Below are 14,812 nucleotides of genomic sequence, written 5' to 3'. Positions count from 1 at the left end.
GCAGCTCGGGCGCTTGCTTGGCTCGGCGCCTTTAGCGAAACAGGTCCATGCGATCGTCGTCAAAGATCGTGCTGTAGCTGGTGCGCAGCACCACGCCGTCTTTGAAATGCACATTGAAGCGATGGCGCTTGCCGCCGGGCTCATCGGGAATGCTCCAGTCCCAGACGTCCTCACCGCTGAGCCTAAAGAACATACGGCTGCGTTCCTTGCCCAGAATGCGGCTGACTTGCTCGGGTGTCAGGCCGGCTTGAATGCGCTCGCGACCGGCTTGTTGCAAGGTGTCTTGCAGGCTCAGGACCCGCTCATCTGACCCGATCTTGACCATATAGCAGTGCTGACCCATGGGCTGCTGCGAATATTCCAAGGTGTGCCCACCGTCGACATCATTCCAAACGCGTACCGGTTGCCCATAACGAGCCATCACCTCGGCGGCTGCCATGCCCGGCGAAATGCCGCGGGCAGGGTCTAAGCTGGCGCAGCCGGCCAGTGCCAGTATCAGAACGGCGATGGCTGGCAGTCGGTGAAAGGCGCGTTTGGATGACAACATTCCCGGTCCCTGTCGTAGGCAAGTGATGCAGTGATTCTGCGCCAAGCGATCAAGCCCGGGTGCTCGCTGTGTTTTTGTCGGGCCGGGCTTGTTGCGGGACGAGGGCCATCAAGCCCATGGCGGCGAGCACACACAGCATGCCCAGCAACTGCCGGCCAGAGATGGCCTCGCCCAGCACCCAGGCCGCGAACAAGAGCGCCGAAACCGGCAGCAGCGCGGTGAACAAGCCCGCGCGCGCGCTGGAAAGTCGGGCTGAGCCGGCATACCAAAGCACGAAGCCGAGTACCGTGGGCAGCAGCGCGTAATAGGCCACACCCAGCAGTGCCGGCAGCAAATGCGCAGACGACAGGTCTATCGATGACCATTCGAAGCAGGCCAGGGGCAGGGCGATCACGATGCCGCCTGCACACATCAAGGCGGACAAAACCACGGCGGGTTGCGGCTGCTGGAGTTTTTTGTTTAAGAGGATGAACAAGGCCTCGCAGACGATGGCGCCGAGAATCAGTAGATTGCCCAGGCCAAGGCCCGCTGCCGAAGCGGGACTTGGCGCTGCGGCGAGCTGCGGGGCATGTTCTGGACTTGCGGACCCATTCACCACGATCAGGCCCAGGCAGGCCAAGGTGACGGCCAGGACGAGCCGGCGATCGAGCCGCTCGCCCAGCACCAGCACGGCAAAAAGCGCCGCAATGGCCGGCAAGGTACCGGCGATCACGCCCGCATCGGCCGCCAGGGCCAGGCGCAGGCCCGCAATCATCAAGACGGTGTATCCGACGCTGCCGGCGGCGGCCTGGCAAAGCAGGAGCGCGCAGTCGCCCCGGCTCAGCTCGCCCAGCCGGGGCAGGCGGGTGCCCTGCCAGCGCAGCAACAGCAGGAAGACCGGCAGGGCGATGGCGAAGCGCAGTGCGGTGGCGGTAAAAGGCGGCAGGCCTGCAGCGATCAGTTTGCTGGCGACCACGGTGCTGCCGACCAAGATCATGGCCAAAGCGCAGTAGATTGAGGCGCGGGTTTGTTCGTTCATCGGGCGATGCGGTATTTGAAAACTGAACTCTCAGTTTGCTGGGCCTGCCGCACGCGGTCTTGAACAATATTGCAGGCACCCGGCCTGATGGGTTCAGCGTCGATTGCCGCCATGAGCCTGGCGATAGGCGCCCGGCGTCAAGCCAAGAAAACGCTGAAACGCCCGTGTCAGATGGCTTTGGTCGGCAAAGCCGCAACTCAGCGCCACCTCGACCAAGCCGTGGCCTTGAGCAATTTGGCGGCGAGCCAGTGCGAGCCGGCATTGCAGTAAATAGCTGTGCGGCGGCAGGCCATAGGCCCGCTTGAAGCTGCGCAGCAATTGAAACCGGCTCAGGCCGGCCAAGTCCGCCAGTTCGGCCAGGCTCGGCGTGAGGTCGGATTGATCGGCCAGACGCGCGCGCACCTGCTCCATGGCCGCAAATCCCAGCGTCTTGACTTCGCGCGGCGTTTGATTCGCATAAGAGGCCAAGAGCGCCGCCAGCATCTCTTGCAGCTCAGTTTCGGCAGCGAGGCGGTCGACCTCAAGATCTGCAGCTTCCAAGGCACCGAACACATGCACAAATCGCTGGGCCAGCTGCGGGTCTGAAAAAACTGGGCGACTCAGCTCGAGCCGCTGCGGCGCCGGCACGCCCAGATCCTGCGCCAGCTGCTGCATCAGCTCAGGCTCCAGATAGAGCATGCGCCATTGCCGAGCCTGACCGCCGAGTGCTTCGCCGTCATGCACCTCGGCGGGGTTGACCGTGATCAGATCGCCTGCGGCGGCATGCACCTGACCGCGGCCGCTGGCGCTGCGTTGGGCGCCGGCGTCGATCAGGCCGATGCCATAGCCGTCATGCCAATGCTTGGGGTAACTGCGTGCGCTGACGGTGTGGGTGGCGTACAGGCCAGCCAGGGTGGCGGGAAGGATTCGTACCCGCTCCATGACGCTGCAACTCAGCTGACCCGGCGCATGGTGGTGGTGCCGATCTTCATGCCTTCGCGGTATTTGGCGACGGTGCGGCGCGCGACCTGAATGCCTTGTTCTTCCAGCATGCCCGCGATGGCGCTGTCGGACAGCGGCTTGGCCGGGTTCTCCGCATCGATGAACTGCTTGATCAGCGCCCGCACCGCGGTGCTGGAGGCTTCGCCGCCGGCCTCGGTGCTCAGGCCCGAGCCGAAGAAGTACTTCAACTCAAAGGTGCCGAACAGCGTGTCCATGTACTTGGCGGTGGTGACGCGCGAGATGGTCGACTCATGCAGGCCCAGCTCATCGGCAATCTCGCGCAGCACCAGTGGCTTCATCGCCAAAGCGCCATGGGTGAAGAAGGCTTTTTGCCGCTCCACAATGGCTTGCGAGACCCGCAAAATGGTGTCAAAGCGCTGCTGAATGTTCTTGATGAACCAGCGCGCTTCTTGGAGCTGACCACCGAGCGCGCTGTTGGTGATGCCGCCGCGCGTCTGGCGCAGGGCATTGGCGTACATCTCGTTGATGCGCAGCTTGGGCGCCACCTCGGGGTTGATGATGACGCGCAACTCACGGCCGACCTTGCGCACGATCACATCGGGAATCACTGCTGCGGCCGTGCTGCGTGCAAAGGCCCGCCCCGGCTTGGGCTCCAGCGAGACGATCAAGGCCTGCGCTTCGCGCAGCAAAGTGTCATCGGCGCCGGTCAGCGCCATCAGCTTTTTGTGGTCGCGCCGGGCCAGCAGTTCCAGATGGCGCTTGCAGATGATGATGGCAATCATCTGCGCCTGGCTGCGGGGCAGGGCGCGCAATTGCAACTCCAGGCACTCGGACAAGTCCTTGGCGCCAACGCCGCTGGGCGTCATGTGTTGCAGCCATTTCAGCGCAATGCGCAGATGGTCCAACAGATCCTCGCGTTCCTCAGCGTCTTCGCTGAGTGAGGCGGCGATCTCGTCCAGGCCGTCTTCCAGATAGCCGTCGTCGTTGAGCGATTCGATCAAGACATGCAAGGCCATGCGGTCGGCGTCCGACAAGCTCATACCGGCCATTTGCTGCACCAGATGCTCTTGCAGACTGATTTCGCCGCTGGATTGGTCTTGCCGTTCGCCGTCTTCATCGCCGCCGCTGCCACTGCCGCTGTTGGTGGGTTGCTCGCGGATGCCGTCGAAGTCGTCGCGCTCGGTGCCGTTCTCCCAGTCTTCGCGCTCGGTGCTGCCGAAGTCTTCGGCTTGAATTTCGGCCGGGCCTTCACTGCCGCCGCCCACTTCGAGGTCGGCGCCGCTGTCTTCAGCGGCGGTGGACTCGCTGATGCTGCTGCGCATCTCGGCCAACTCCGGCGCGGCCACGCTGTAGTCCTCTTCGGTCTCCAGCAGCGGGTTCTGCGCCAGCATCTGGTCGACTTCTTGGTTCAGCTCCAGAGTCGACAATTGCAAGAGCCGGATTGACTGCTGCAATTGCGGCGTCAATGAAAGATGCTGGCTCAGCCGAACCTGTAGTGAGGGCTTCATTTGTTAGCCCGTCAGGCCTGGCGCCGGGCCGCCCCAAGGCAGGCCTGCGCCCCCTCGGGGGGCAATGAACGGAGTGAGTGTGGGGGCTCCATGGCTCACATGCGGAAGTTTTCGCCGAGGTAGACCTTGCGCACGTCGGCGTTGTCGACAATCTCGTCCGGTGTGCCCTCCGCCAGCACCGAACCCTCGCTGATGATGTAAGCGCGGTCGCAGATGCCCAGCGTCTCGCGCACATTGTGGTCGGTGATCAGCACGCCGATGCCGCGCGCCTTCAGGAAACCGATGATGCGCTGGATCTCCAGCACCGCGATCGGGTCCACCCCGGCAAACGGTTCGTCCAAGAGGATGAAGCGTGGCTGGGTGGCCAAGGCGCGGGCGATCTCGACGCGGCGGCGCTCACCGCCGGACAAGGCCGGTGCCGGGCTGTCGCGCAGTGATTCGATGCTGAGGTCGTGCAGCAGGCCTTCCAGCAACTCATTGATGCGCTTGGGTGGCAGCGAGCGGCCATCTGGACCTACTTGCAACTCCAGCACTGCGCGGATGTTTTGCTCGGTCGTCAGCTTGCGAAAAATCGAGGCTTCCTGCGGCAGATAACTCAGGCCGAGGCGGGCGCGTTGATGAATTGGCAGGTGCTCAACGGCTTGACCGTCAATGCGAATCTGGCCGGCATCGGCGCGCACCAGGCCAACGATCATGTAAAAACTGGTCGTCTTGCCGGCGCCGTTCGGGCCCAAGAGCCCAATCACTTCGCCGCTGCCAACGCTCAGATGCACATTCTTGACCACGCGCCGTACGCCATAACTCTTGGCCAGGCCTTCGGCTTCAAGGCGGCTGCGCGGGCCAGACTCCAAGGCGGCCGGCGGATGCGAGACGGCGGCGCTGCTCATGAGGGTTTGCGGGGCGGCTGCAACTCGGTGCTGGGCTTCAGCGGCAGGGCGGGTGTTTTGGCGTCCGTGCTGCCGCTTGCGGCCTCGCCGCGCGGCATCATCACCACGCGCACCCGGCCACTTGGGTGCGGCGAGCTCTGGCCGCCTTCGACGGTGAACACTTCGCTGCGGTTGTCATAGACGATGACCGCGCCAGTGACTTCGTCGCCGACGGAGGTGCCGACGGTACGGCGCACGACCGCATTGCCAATGAAGCGCACCGCGTCGCTGCGGGTGTCGTATTCGATCTGGTCAGCAAAACCTTCAATGGCTTCGCCCGGCACATCGCGGGCCTGGCGGAAGCTGACCTGCTTGCCGGTTTGGCCATTGGCATAGGCTTGGTAATAGCCGTCGCCGGTTTCGCGCAAATCGACGCGTTCGGCCCGCAGCAAGATGCTGCCCTTGCTCAACACCACGTCGCCGAGGAACTCGGTGCGTTGATTGGCCACATCGATGCGGCCGCCTTTTTCCGAGGCGATATTCAAGGGCTTGAGGCGGTCCGCCTTCTCCGCCAGCGCGGGCGAACTAGCGCTCAGGATCAAGAGGGCGGCCAAACCCAAGCCCAGGGCCTGCTGGAGCAAGCGTTCGGCGGCTGTTTTCATAGGGCGGGGCTCAGGGTTTTGCATGGCGGCACAATTCTTGCAGACCATTCTAGCCCGAGCGCTCTTGCCCATCAGGCTCAAGCCTTGCCGCGCACCAGCTTGATCAGGTGATCTGTCACGGCCAGCGCCTGGGCATTGCCCTTGGCCATGCTGGGCGCCGTCAGGTAGCGACCGCCGACGCCCAGTGCGGGCACGCCTTCGACCTTGTAGTCGGTGGCCAGCTTGGCCATTTGGCCGAGGCGGGTTTGAGCACCGAAGGAATTGAAGGCGGCGCTGAACTTGGCAGTGTCGACTCCGAGCTTGCCCATCAGGGCGGTGATGGATTTCTCGTCGGTCAACTCGGCATGATCGACGTGGAAGGCCTTGAACACGGCCTCATGCAAGTCGCCCAAGCGGCCCATGGCCTCGAGCGCGTAGAACATGCGCTGGTGCAGCTTGTGCATGGCGCCCACGCCCACATGAATGCGGCGCAGCACCACATCGGCCGGCAACTGCTTGCTCCAGGCGCTCAGCAGCGGGTCCAGGGCATAGCAATGCGGGCAGGTGTAGAGGAAGAACTCGAACACCTCGATCTTGCCGCTGGCAGCGGCCGGCAAGGGCTGGGCCAGTCGCTGGTATTGCGTGCCTTCGACCGGCGTGCCGCCTTGGGCCCAACTCAACTGGGGCAGGCCAGCGGCGGTCAGCGCGGCAGAGCCGAGCAGGCTGGCGTTGAAACGGCGGCGTGGAATCTTCATCATCGACTGTGCTTCCTTGTGTGTCGCGGGCCAGGCGGTCTTAGCCCTTGCGCTGGCGCGCCAGATTGATCAGGTGATCGGCCACGGCGATCGCTTGTTTGCCTTGCAGCTGCTCCGATTGCCCGCGGATGCCGGCCTTGGAGGGCGAGGTGAGGAACATGCCGCCCACGCCCAGAGCCGGAACACCGTCGATGCGATAGCTTTCTGACAGCTTGTTGGCCTGCTCGCACTTGGCGTTCATGCCGAAGTTGTTGAAGGCGGCGCTGAACTTGGCGCCGTCCAGGCCCAGCTTGACGGCCAACTCGGTGATGGCTTTCTCACTGTCCAGTGGCAGGCGTTCGACTTGGAAGGCTTGGAACACGCGGTCATGCAATTCGGCCTCTTTGCCCATGGCTTCCAGAGCGAAGAACAAGCGCTGATGCAGCTTGTTGTAAGCGTTCCAAGAAACGTGCAGGCGCCGGAAGCTCACATCCGGCGGCAGCTGTTTGACCCAGGCGCTCAGGACGGGATCAAAGGCAAAGCAATGTGGGCAGCCGTACCAGAAGAACTCAATCACCTCGATCTTGCCTGGCTGCGCCGGCGGCAGCGGGGCCGCCAAACGCTCGAACTGCTTGCCTTCCACCGGGCCACCCTGGGCATGCGCCAGGCCGGGCATTGCGCCAGCCAGTCCAAGACTTGCCAGGGTCCCCAGACCCAAAGTGGCAGAGAAATCGCGTCGCTTGATCATCTTCAATTCCTAGGGCGGACAGTGGGAATCAGGGGTGAATAAAACAGGCTGAGCCGCTTGAGGATGAGCGGGCTGGCCCGGCAGCCTGCGGCTGTTGGCGCTGGCACCGAGGAGCCGCAAGTCTCGTTAGCGTTGCACCCGGACCAGATTGGCTTCGATACCGGCCGCTTCAACCTTTTTCTGCAAGTCTTCGGCCTCATCGCGCCCGTCCATTGGGCCGATGCGCACCCGCAGCACGGTGCGGCCCGATTGCTCGCGCTCCATCACCTTGGCGGTGAAGCCCAGCATGGCCAGCTTGGCGCGCTGTTGCTCGGCGTCTTCGGCTTTCACGAAAGCCCCAGCTTGCACAAAGTAGATGAAGGGATCGGCCGCAGCGGCCGCTGCCGTCTTGGCATCGGTCTTCTTGTCAGTGGGCTTTTCCGCCTTGTCAGCAGCCTTTTCAGTAGCTTTCTCGGCGGTCTTCTCAGCGGGCTTTGTTGTGGCTGCCGGCGCTGGATTCGCGCTTGAGGGGGTTGAGGCCGCCGCAGTCGTAGGCGTCGGGCTGGGCGTCGCCATTGCTGTGGGCGCGGACGCGGCCACCGAGCCCGCCGGAGCCGCGCCACCGACGACGCCGCTGGAAATCTTGGCACCGGCCTTGCCGGCCAAAGGTGCGTTCGGATCCCAGTTCTTGTTGCGGGCGGCTTCTTCGGCGTCGTTCTCGGCCGTGCGTTGCGGCACTTTGTTGATGAAGGGCACCGGCACCTTGGTGATGTAGAGCGCCACGCCCAGGGCGACGGCCAGGCCCAGCAGCAGACCGACGATCAGCCCCAGAACGAAACCACCGCGCTGGCCTTGGGCTTTGCCTTTGGCTGCGGTCTTTTGTTGTGGCTTTGCGCCCTGTTGACTCATGCGTTCTCCGTGGACTCGTTGGCGACTTCGCGCGACATCACTTCGGGCGCGCTAACGCCCAGAACCGTCAGTGCGTTGCGCAGCACCTGGCGGGTGGCGGCCAGCAGGGCCACCCGGGCTTGGCTCAGCTCGGGCGCCTGATCCAGCACGCGCTCGGCCGCATAGTAGCTGTGATAGCTGCCGGCCAGGTCGCGCAGGTAAAAGGCCACATCGTGCGGTGCCAAGGACTCGGCGGCGCTGCTGAGCATGCGCGGGTAGTCAGCCAGCTTCAGCATCAGTGCGGCCTCGGTCGGCGCGCTCAGCAGGCTCAGGTCGGCGCTCTTCAGCGTCGACTCATCGCCGCCGCGCGCCACCCAGTTGCGGATCACCGAGCAAATGCGGGCGTGCGCATACTGCACATAGAACACCGGGTTCTCGTCGTTTTGCTTCAGCGCCAGGTCGACGTCGAAGATGAACTCGGTATCCGCCTTGCGGCCGATCAGGAAGAAGCGCACCGCGTCGCGGCTGGTCCAGTCGATCAGGTCGCGCAGCGTCACGTAAGAGCCGGCGCGCTTGGAGATCTTGACCTCCTCGCCACCCTTCATCACCGTGACCATCTTGTGCAAGATGTAGTCGGGGAAGCCTTGCGGGATGCCCACGTCGGCCGCCTGCAGGCCGCCACGCACCCGGGCAATGGTGCCGTGGTGGTCGCTGCCCTGCACATTGATGCACTTGCTGTAGCCGCGCTGGAACTTGTCGATGTGATAAGCCACATCGGGCACAAAGTAGGTGTAGCCGCCCTCAGACTTGCGCATCACCCGGTCTTTGTCGTCGCCGTAGTCGGTGGTGCGCAGCCACAGCGCGCCGCCTTCTTCAAAGGTCTTGCCATTGGCGATCAGCTTGGCGACGGTGTCTTCGACCCGGCCGCTGCTGTAGAGGCTGCTTTCCAGGAAGTAGCTGTCGAACTTGAGGCCAAAGGCCTGCAGGTCCAAGTCTTGCTCGTGGCGCAGATAGGCCACGGCGAATTGGCGGATGCTGTCCAGGTCTTCGATATCGCCGGAGGCGGTGAACTGGCGGTCATCGGCCACCACCGTCTTCTTGGCCAGGAAGGCGTCGGCGATGTCCTGGATGTAGTCGCCGTTGTAGGCGCTCTCGGGCCAGCCGGCGTCACCAGGCTTCAGGCCCTTGAGTCGGCACTGGGTGGAGTTGGCCAGGGTGGCGATTTGCACGCCGGCGTCGTTGTAATAGAACTCGCGGGTGACGTCGGAGCCCTGGGTCTTGAACAAGCTGCACAGCGCATCGCCCAGCGCGGCCTGGCGGGCGTGGCCCACATGCAATGGCCCGGTCGGGTTGGCGGAGACAAATTCCACCATCACATGGCGCTCATTGGCCGGCTGCTGGCCAAAGGCCTCGGCGGCGCCCAAGACCTCGCTGACCACGGCCTGCTTGGCGGCGTCTTTGAGGCGGATATTGATGAAGCCGGGGCCGGCAATTTCCATCGCCGCCACCCAGGTTTGGAAGGCTGGCTTGGCATTCAGCGCATCAATCAGCGCCTGGGCCAGTTCTCGGGGGTTCTTTTTCAGCGGTTTCGCCAGCTGCATGGCGGCCGTGCAGGCGAAGTCGCCGTGGCTGGCCTGCTTGGGCGATTCAAAGGCGGCCGCCAGCGTGGCGCCGGGGCTGATTTCCTGGATGGCTTCGCCCAGGGCGGCGAGCAGGTCGTGCTTGGCTTGGATCATGCAGCAATTCTACGGGTGCCCACAGCCCCTGCTTGCGTATGATGTTCGGCATGTCCTCGGACCTCGACCTCCCCCTCGAAGCCAGCCCCGACTTGCCCGCCTATATCGGCAAGTACAAGGTGCTGCGGCGCTTGGGCGAGGGCGCGACCAGCGATGTCTTCTTGGCGTTTGATGCATTTCGGCAGACCGAGGTCGCCATCAAACGCATGCGTTTTTGGGCCAGCAACAGCCGGCTCGGCCAGCAAGGCGACTTCAGTTCGCGCTTTTATGCCGCCGAGGCGGCGCTGGCCGGTCGCCTGCAGCACCCGAATGTGGTGCAGATCCTCGACGCGGTGCCCGAGCAGGATTCGCCCTATCTGGTGATGGAGTATGTGCCCGGCGTCACGCTGAAGCATTTTTGCCGCAGCGACCGGCTCTTGCCGCTGGACCAGATTGTGGAGCTCGGCTTCAAGTGCGCCATGGCGCTGAGCTATGTGTTCCGCCAGGGTCTGATCCATCGGGACGTCAAACCGGCGAATTTGTTGGCCGTGTTGGACACCCAGGGCCAGGTCACTGATGTGAAGGTCAGCGACTTTGGCAGTGCCTTGAACCTGAACTCCGATCAGACCCAGGTGCACCGGGTGGGCTCGCTGGCTTATATGCCGCCGGAGCAGATCGAGGGCGGCGATGTGGACTGCCGCGCTGATATCTATGCCTTGGGCGCGGTGCTCTATCACCTGATCGCCGGCCGCCCGCCTTTTGATGCGCCCAATCAAATGGCCTTGATGCACCAGATCTACCACCAAGCCGCGCCGACCTTGGTGGGCCTGCGCGGCGGCGTGACGGCCGAGTTGGACGGCGTGATCCTGAAGGCCTTGTCCAAACACCCCGCCGAACGTTATACCGACTGGGAGGCTTTTGGCCGAGCGCTCTCGGAGTTGGTGGCCAAGCAACTGGTGCCGCTGGCAAGGCTGTATGAGGTGAAGGATTCCGAGCGCTTCAATATGTTGCGCGAACTGGAGTTCTTTGCCGACTTTGGCGATGTGGAGTTGTGGGAAGTGGTGCACCGGGCGCGCTGGCGGCGCTTTCCGGTTGACCATGCGCTCTACAAAAAAGGCCAAGAGGGCAATACCTTTCACATCATTGCGCAGGGCGCGGTGGAGGTGTTCCGCGACGGCAACAAGGTGGCCAGCCTGGGGCAGGGCACCTCGGTGGGCGAAATGGCCTATCTGGCGCCTAACCCCGATTTGCGCCGGCACAGCACCGATGTTCGGGTCAGTGAAATTTGCACCACGATCTCGTTCACGCCGGAGTCATTGGGCTCGCTGAGCCCCGAATGCCAGCACCGCTTTGACCGTGGTTTCATTCAGGTGCTGGTGCGGCGCCTGCATGCCGCCCATGAGTCTTTGGCCCATCCTCGCCGAATCATGTAAACCCGTCTTGAGTCTGTCGCGTTGTCATGCTTGAATGTCGCTAACGTTCAATTTGCACTCGCCGCAGGGCGTTCGTTTTGTACTCACTCAAGAGGATTGATCCATGAAGAAGCTGTTTGGTTTGGTGACGGTGTTGGCCCTGGCATTTGGCGGTGTGGCTGCTCATGCGGCCGAAGCGACTTGTGACGCGCAGGCGGCCGAGAAAAAGCTGGCCGGCGCCGCCAAGACCAGCTTTTTGAAGAAGTGCAATGCCGATCACCCCGCTGCCGCTAACCCGGCTTGCGAAGCGCAGGCCGTCGAGAAGAAGCTGCATGGCGCGGCCAAGACCAGCTTCGTCAAGAAGTGCGCTGCCGATGGCGGCCCTGGCGCTGCTTCGGCCCCGGCCAATGATGCGGCGACCAGCTGCGCCGCCAAGTCAGCCGAGAAAAAGCTGCACGGCGCCGCCAAGACCGCCTTCGAGAAAAAGTGCGTGGCTGACGCGGCTGCGGCCAAGTAAGCAAGCCCCGTGGCGGGCTTTGCAAGCTAGGCTTTGGCCTCGAATGAAATGAGAAACCCTCCACGCGAGGGTTTCGCTATTTCTACAGCGGCGCTTTTCTTCGGCCTGCCTGGACCTTGATGGTTTGAGGTGAGAATCGGCGGCCCGCATCCCGAACGGGATGCTCGCCATCAAAGGACTTCATGAACGAAGGCGTCAGGCCTAGCCTCTCCGCGATTTCAACGAGCACCGAGCCCTCGTCTGTGGGGGGCGCTGCTGGCTTGCCCGTACCCGTGGTGGCGGTGGGCGCATCGGCCGGTGGGCTGGCAGCTTTTGAGGCCTTCTTTGCCGGCCTCTCGGCGCAAGCCGATCTGGGCATGGCGGTGGTGCTCTTGCAGCATCTGGCGCCTGACTTCAACAGCCTTTTGACTGAGTTGATTCAGCGCCATACCCGTCTGCCGGTTCGGGAGGTGGAAGACGGCATGCTGCTGCAAGCTGACCATGTGTATGTGATCCCGCCTGATCGCGATATGGCCTGTTTGAATGGTCGCTTGCAATTGCTGGAGCCGGCGGCCAAACGTGGCCACCGTCTGCCGATTGATTTCTTTTTCCGCTCGCTGGCGCTGGATCTGGGCGAGCGGGCGGTGGCCATCGTCTTGTCTGGGACGGGCAGTGATGGCAGTCATGGCCTGCGGGACATCAAGGCGCATGGTGGATTGGTGCTGGTGCAGTCGCCCGCCTCGGCCGAGTTTGACGGCATGCCACGTGCCGCCTTGGCCACCGGTGTGGTGGACTTTGAAATGCCCGCTTCCGACATGGGGGCCAAGTTGCTGGCCTATGCCCGCCATGGCGGTGCCCGACTGCGGCCCAGCGAAAGCAGCGGTAAGCAAGAGTCTGAGCTTCGCAAAATCTTTGTCTTGTTGAGAGCGCAGACCGGACACGATTTTTCCAACTACAAGCCCACCACCATTTGCCGGCGTATTGATCGGCGCATGGCGGTGCATCAGATCGAATCGGTCGAGGCTTATGCGCGCTACCTGCAGCAGTCGCCGGCAGAGGTGGAGGCCTTGTTCCGCGACCTTTTGATTGGCGTGACGAACTTCTTCCGTGACCCCGAGGCCTTTCAAGCCCTGGCGCAATTGGGGCTACCCAGCCTGTTTGAGGGCAAAGAGCCTGGCTCGGTGATTCGGGTTTGGGTGGCGGGTTGCTCAACCGGGGAAGAGGCTTATTCGATTGCCATGCTTTTGCTGGAGCATTTGAAAAGCCTGCCGGGGGACTACCGCTTGCAGGTCTTCGCCTCGGACATCGACAGCCGGGCCATTGCCAGTGCGCGCGAGGGACGCTACCCCAGCAGCATTGCCGCCCATGTTTCGCCCGAGCGCTTGGCGCAGTTCTTTGTGGCCGAGACCGAGGGTTCCGGCTACCGGGTGCGCAAGAGCTTGCGTGATCACTTGGTCTTCTCCGAACATGATTTGATCAAGGACCCGCCGTTCTCCAAGCTCGACATGATCAGCTGCCGCAATCTGCTGATTTATCTGGGCAGCGAGCTGCAAAAGCGTTTGATTCCGCTGTTCCACTATGCGCTTAGACCGGGCGGCTGTTTGTTTCTGGGTTCCAGCGAAGGCGTGGGTGAATTCGATGCCTTGTTCTACCCGGTGGACCGCAAGGCCAAGCTGTTTCGTCGCCAAGCCGATGTCTTGGGTCAACTGCGGCCGGGCAGCGGACGATTGCCTGTTTCATTGCCCCAGCTGTCGGCCTTGCGCCTGGCCGCACTTGGGGCCAGTTCTGCCGCTGTGCCCATGCGTGGCGGCGCTCAGCCAGCGAATGCCATGAAGCCATCCTTGCGAGAACTTACCGAACAAGCCCTCTTGCTCCAGGTGGTGCCGGCTGGCGCCTTGGTCAATGAGCAGGGGGACATTCTTTATCTGCACGGGCGTACCGGCTTGTTTCTCGAGTTGGCGCCGGGTGAGGTGGGGGTCAACAATATTTTGAAGATGGCGCGGGAAGGCTTGCGCCATGAGCTCAGCATGGCCTTGCACAAGGCCGTCACGCTGAAAGATACGGTCAAGCTGACGGGCCTGCGGGTGCGCAGCAACAGCCATGTCGTCTCTGTCAATTTGACCGTGCGGCCGGTTATTCAGGCGGCTTCCCAGTCGCCGCAGGCCAGTTTGTTTTTGGTGATTTTGGAGGAGGCTCCCGGCGCCCCCGTCGAGGCCGAGCCGCTGGTGACCCTTGCGCCTTCAGAGGCTGGCGAAGGCTCGGTGCCGGGCAGCCTTGCGGCCTCGCCCCTGGACGATTCAGCCCGTTTGTTAACGAGCCTGAGAAATCGGGTGGAGGAGTTGGAGCGCGAGTTGCGCGCCAAGGATGAATACCTGCAAAGCACCCAAGAAGAATTGGAAAGCGCCAATGAAGAGCTGAAGTCGGCCAACGAGGAGATGCAGTCGGTCAACGAAGAGCTGCAGTCTGCCAATGAAGAGCTGGAAACCTCCAAAGAAGAGTTGCAGTCGGTCAACGAGGAGTTGGCCACCGTCAATACCGAGCTGAACACCAAGGTGGTGGACCTGTCTCGCGCCAACAATGACATGAACAATCTGCTGGCCGGCACCGGCATTGGCACTGTGTTTGTGGACCACCAGCTGCGCATTCTTCGCTTCACGCCGGCGGCCACCCAGTTCATTCATTTGATTCAGAGTGACACCGGGCGCCCGGTCGGGCATTTGGTCTCCAAGCTGGTCGGCTATGACCGACTGGTGCCCGATGTGCAAGCGGTGCTGGACAGCTTGATGCCCAAGTCCATCGAGGTCGAAACCACCGAGGGGCGCTGGTGCACCATGCGCATACAGCCCTACCGAACCCTAGACAATGTGATCGAAGGGGCGGTGATCTCTTTTGTGGATATCAGCGATATGGTGCGGGCGCGGCAGCAACTGCATGATGCTCACTCGCTGACGCGCTTGGCTGTGGTGGTGCGTGACGCCGCTGACGCGGTGGTCGTGCAGGACTTGAGCGGCCGCATCCTGGCCTGGAACCCGGCTGCCACACAGCTTTACGGCTGGAGCGAAGCCGAAGCCCTGGCCATGAATCTGTGTGACCGGGTGCCGGTCTCGCTGCGCGCGCAGGGCCTGGAGGAGTTGCTGCGCAGTGACCAAACATTGCCGCTGCGAACCCAGCGCCTCAACAAGGCGGGGGTGACCTTGGACGTGACGTTGACCACCTTGCTCTTGCGCGATAGCGAAGGGCGCAACTATGCTGTGGCCAGCACCGAGCGTTGCTTGACGTCTGTCAAGCCGCTTCCTTCCTTGTAGGTTTGAACGGTTA

General features: G+C 62.9%; 13 protein-coding genes. 3 read left to right on the top strand and 10 right to left on the bottom strand.

Going from position 1 to position 14,812, the window contains the following annotated elements:
- Nucleotides 1–31: 31 nt before the first annotated feature.
- From LNV06_RS16590 to argS, 10 genes are all read right to left on the bottom strand, one after another.
- Nucleotides 32–547, bottom strand: a complete 516-nt coding sequence (locus tag LNV06_RS16590) for an outer membrane protein assembly factor BamE (RefSeq protein ID WP_263539407.1) — start codon at nt 545–547, stop codon at nt 32–34.
- 49 nt (nt 548–596) lie between these two features.
- A complete protein-coding gene (locus LNV06_RS16585) occupies nt 597–1,565 on the bottom strand; it encodes a DMT family transporter (RefSeq protein WP_263539406.1) in 969 nt (322 codons plus the stop codon).
- 93 nt (nt 1,566–1,658) lie between these two features.
- The gene (locus LNV06_RS16580) at nt 1,659–2,486 is read right to left on the bottom strand and encodes an AraC family transcriptional regulator (RefSeq protein WP_263539405.1); all 828 of its coding nucleotides are present in this window, start codon (nt 2,484–2,486) and stop codon (nt 1,659–1,661) included.
- An 11-nt stretch (nt 2,487–2,497) separates the two neighbouring features.
- The gene (locus LNV06_RS16575) at nt 2,498–4,015 is read right to left on the bottom strand and encodes an RNA polymerase factor sigma-54 (protein ID WP_263539404.1); all 1,518 of its coding nucleotides are present in this window, start codon (nt 4,013–4,015) and stop codon (nt 2,498–2,500) included.
- Between the two features lie 95 nt (nt 4,016–4,110).
- Entirely contained in the window at nt 4,111–4,902 is a 792-nt protein-coding gene (lptB, locus tag LNV06_RS16570) for an LPS export ABC transporter ATP-binding protein (protein ID WP_263539403.1), read from the bottom strand.
- Complete coding sequence (lptA, locus tag LNV06_RS16565; protein WP_263539402.1) at nt 4,899–5,543, bottom strand: lipopolysaccharide transport periplasmic protein LptA; 645 nt, start codon at nt 5,541–5,543, stop codon at nt 4,899–4,901. The genes lptB and lptA overlap by 4 nt, the downstream gene beginning before the upstream one ends.
- Nucleotides 5,544–5,620: 77 nt before the next feature.
- Entirely contained in the window at nt 5,621–6,280 is a 660-nt protein-coding gene (locus LNV06_RS16560; RefSeq protein WP_263539401.1) for a thiol:disulfide interchange protein DsbA/DsbL, read from the bottom strand.
- 37 nt (nt 6,281–6,317) lie between these two features.
- Complete coding sequence (locus LNV06_RS16555) at nt 6,318–7,004, bottom strand: thiol:disulfide interchange protein DsbA/DsbL (RefSeq protein WP_263539400.1); 687 nt, start codon at nt 7,002–7,004, stop codon at nt 6,318–6,320.
- 126 nt (nt 7,005–7,130) lie between these two features.
- Nucleotides 7,131–7,892: an SPOR domain-containing protein gene (locus LNV06_RS16550; protein WP_263539399.1), complete on the bottom strand. Its 762-nt coding sequence runs from the start codon at nt 7,890–7,892 to the stop codon at nt 7,131–7,133.
- Nucleotides 7,889–9,607 (bottom strand): arginine--tRNA ligase, encoded by a 1,719-nt coding sequence (gene argS / locus LNV06_RS16545; RefSeq protein WP_263539398.1) that lies wholly within the window; start codon nt 9,605–9,607, stop codon nt 7,889–7,891. Before argS ends, LNV06_RS16550 begins: the two co-directional genes overlap by 4 nt.
- 50 nt (nt 9,608–9,657) lie before the next feature.
- Here argS and LNV06_RS16540 point away from each other — a divergent pair, with 50 nt between their 5' ends.
- The 3 genes from LNV06_RS16540 to LNV06_RS16530 all read left to right on the top strand — a co-directional run bounded on the left by LNV06_RS16540 (nt 9,658) and on the right by LNV06_RS16530 (nt 14,799).
- Nucleotides 9,658–11,019 (top strand): serine/threonine-protein kinase, encoded by a 1,362-nt coding sequence (locus tag LNV06_RS16540; protein ID WP_263539397.1) that lies wholly within the window; start codon nt 9,658–9,660, stop codon nt 11,017–11,019.
- Nucleotides 11,020–11,122: 103 nt separating this feature from the next.
- Entirely contained in the window at nt 11,123–11,515 is a 393-nt protein-coding gene (locus tag LNV06_RS22605) for a hypothetical protein (RefSeq protein WP_318013506.1), read from the top strand.
- Between the two features lie 182 nt (nt 11,516–11,697).
- Nucleotides 11,698–14,799 carry a chemotaxis protein CheB gene (locus LNV06_RS16530; protein WP_263539396.1) on the top strand — a complete coding sequence of 1,034 codons (3,102 nt, stop codon included), beginning with the start codon at nt 11,698–11,700 and terminating at the stop codon, nt 14,797–14,799.
- The last annotated feature ends 13 nt before the right edge of the window (nt 14,800–14,812 follow it).

The organism is Paucibacter sp. Y2R2-4 (assembly GCF_025717535.1).
Taxonomy (GTDB): domain Bacteria; phylum Pseudomonadota; class Gammaproteobacteria; order Burkholderiales; family Burkholderiaceae_C; genus Paucibacter_A.
This window is presented reverse-complemented; position numbering and strand designations above follow the sequence as displayed.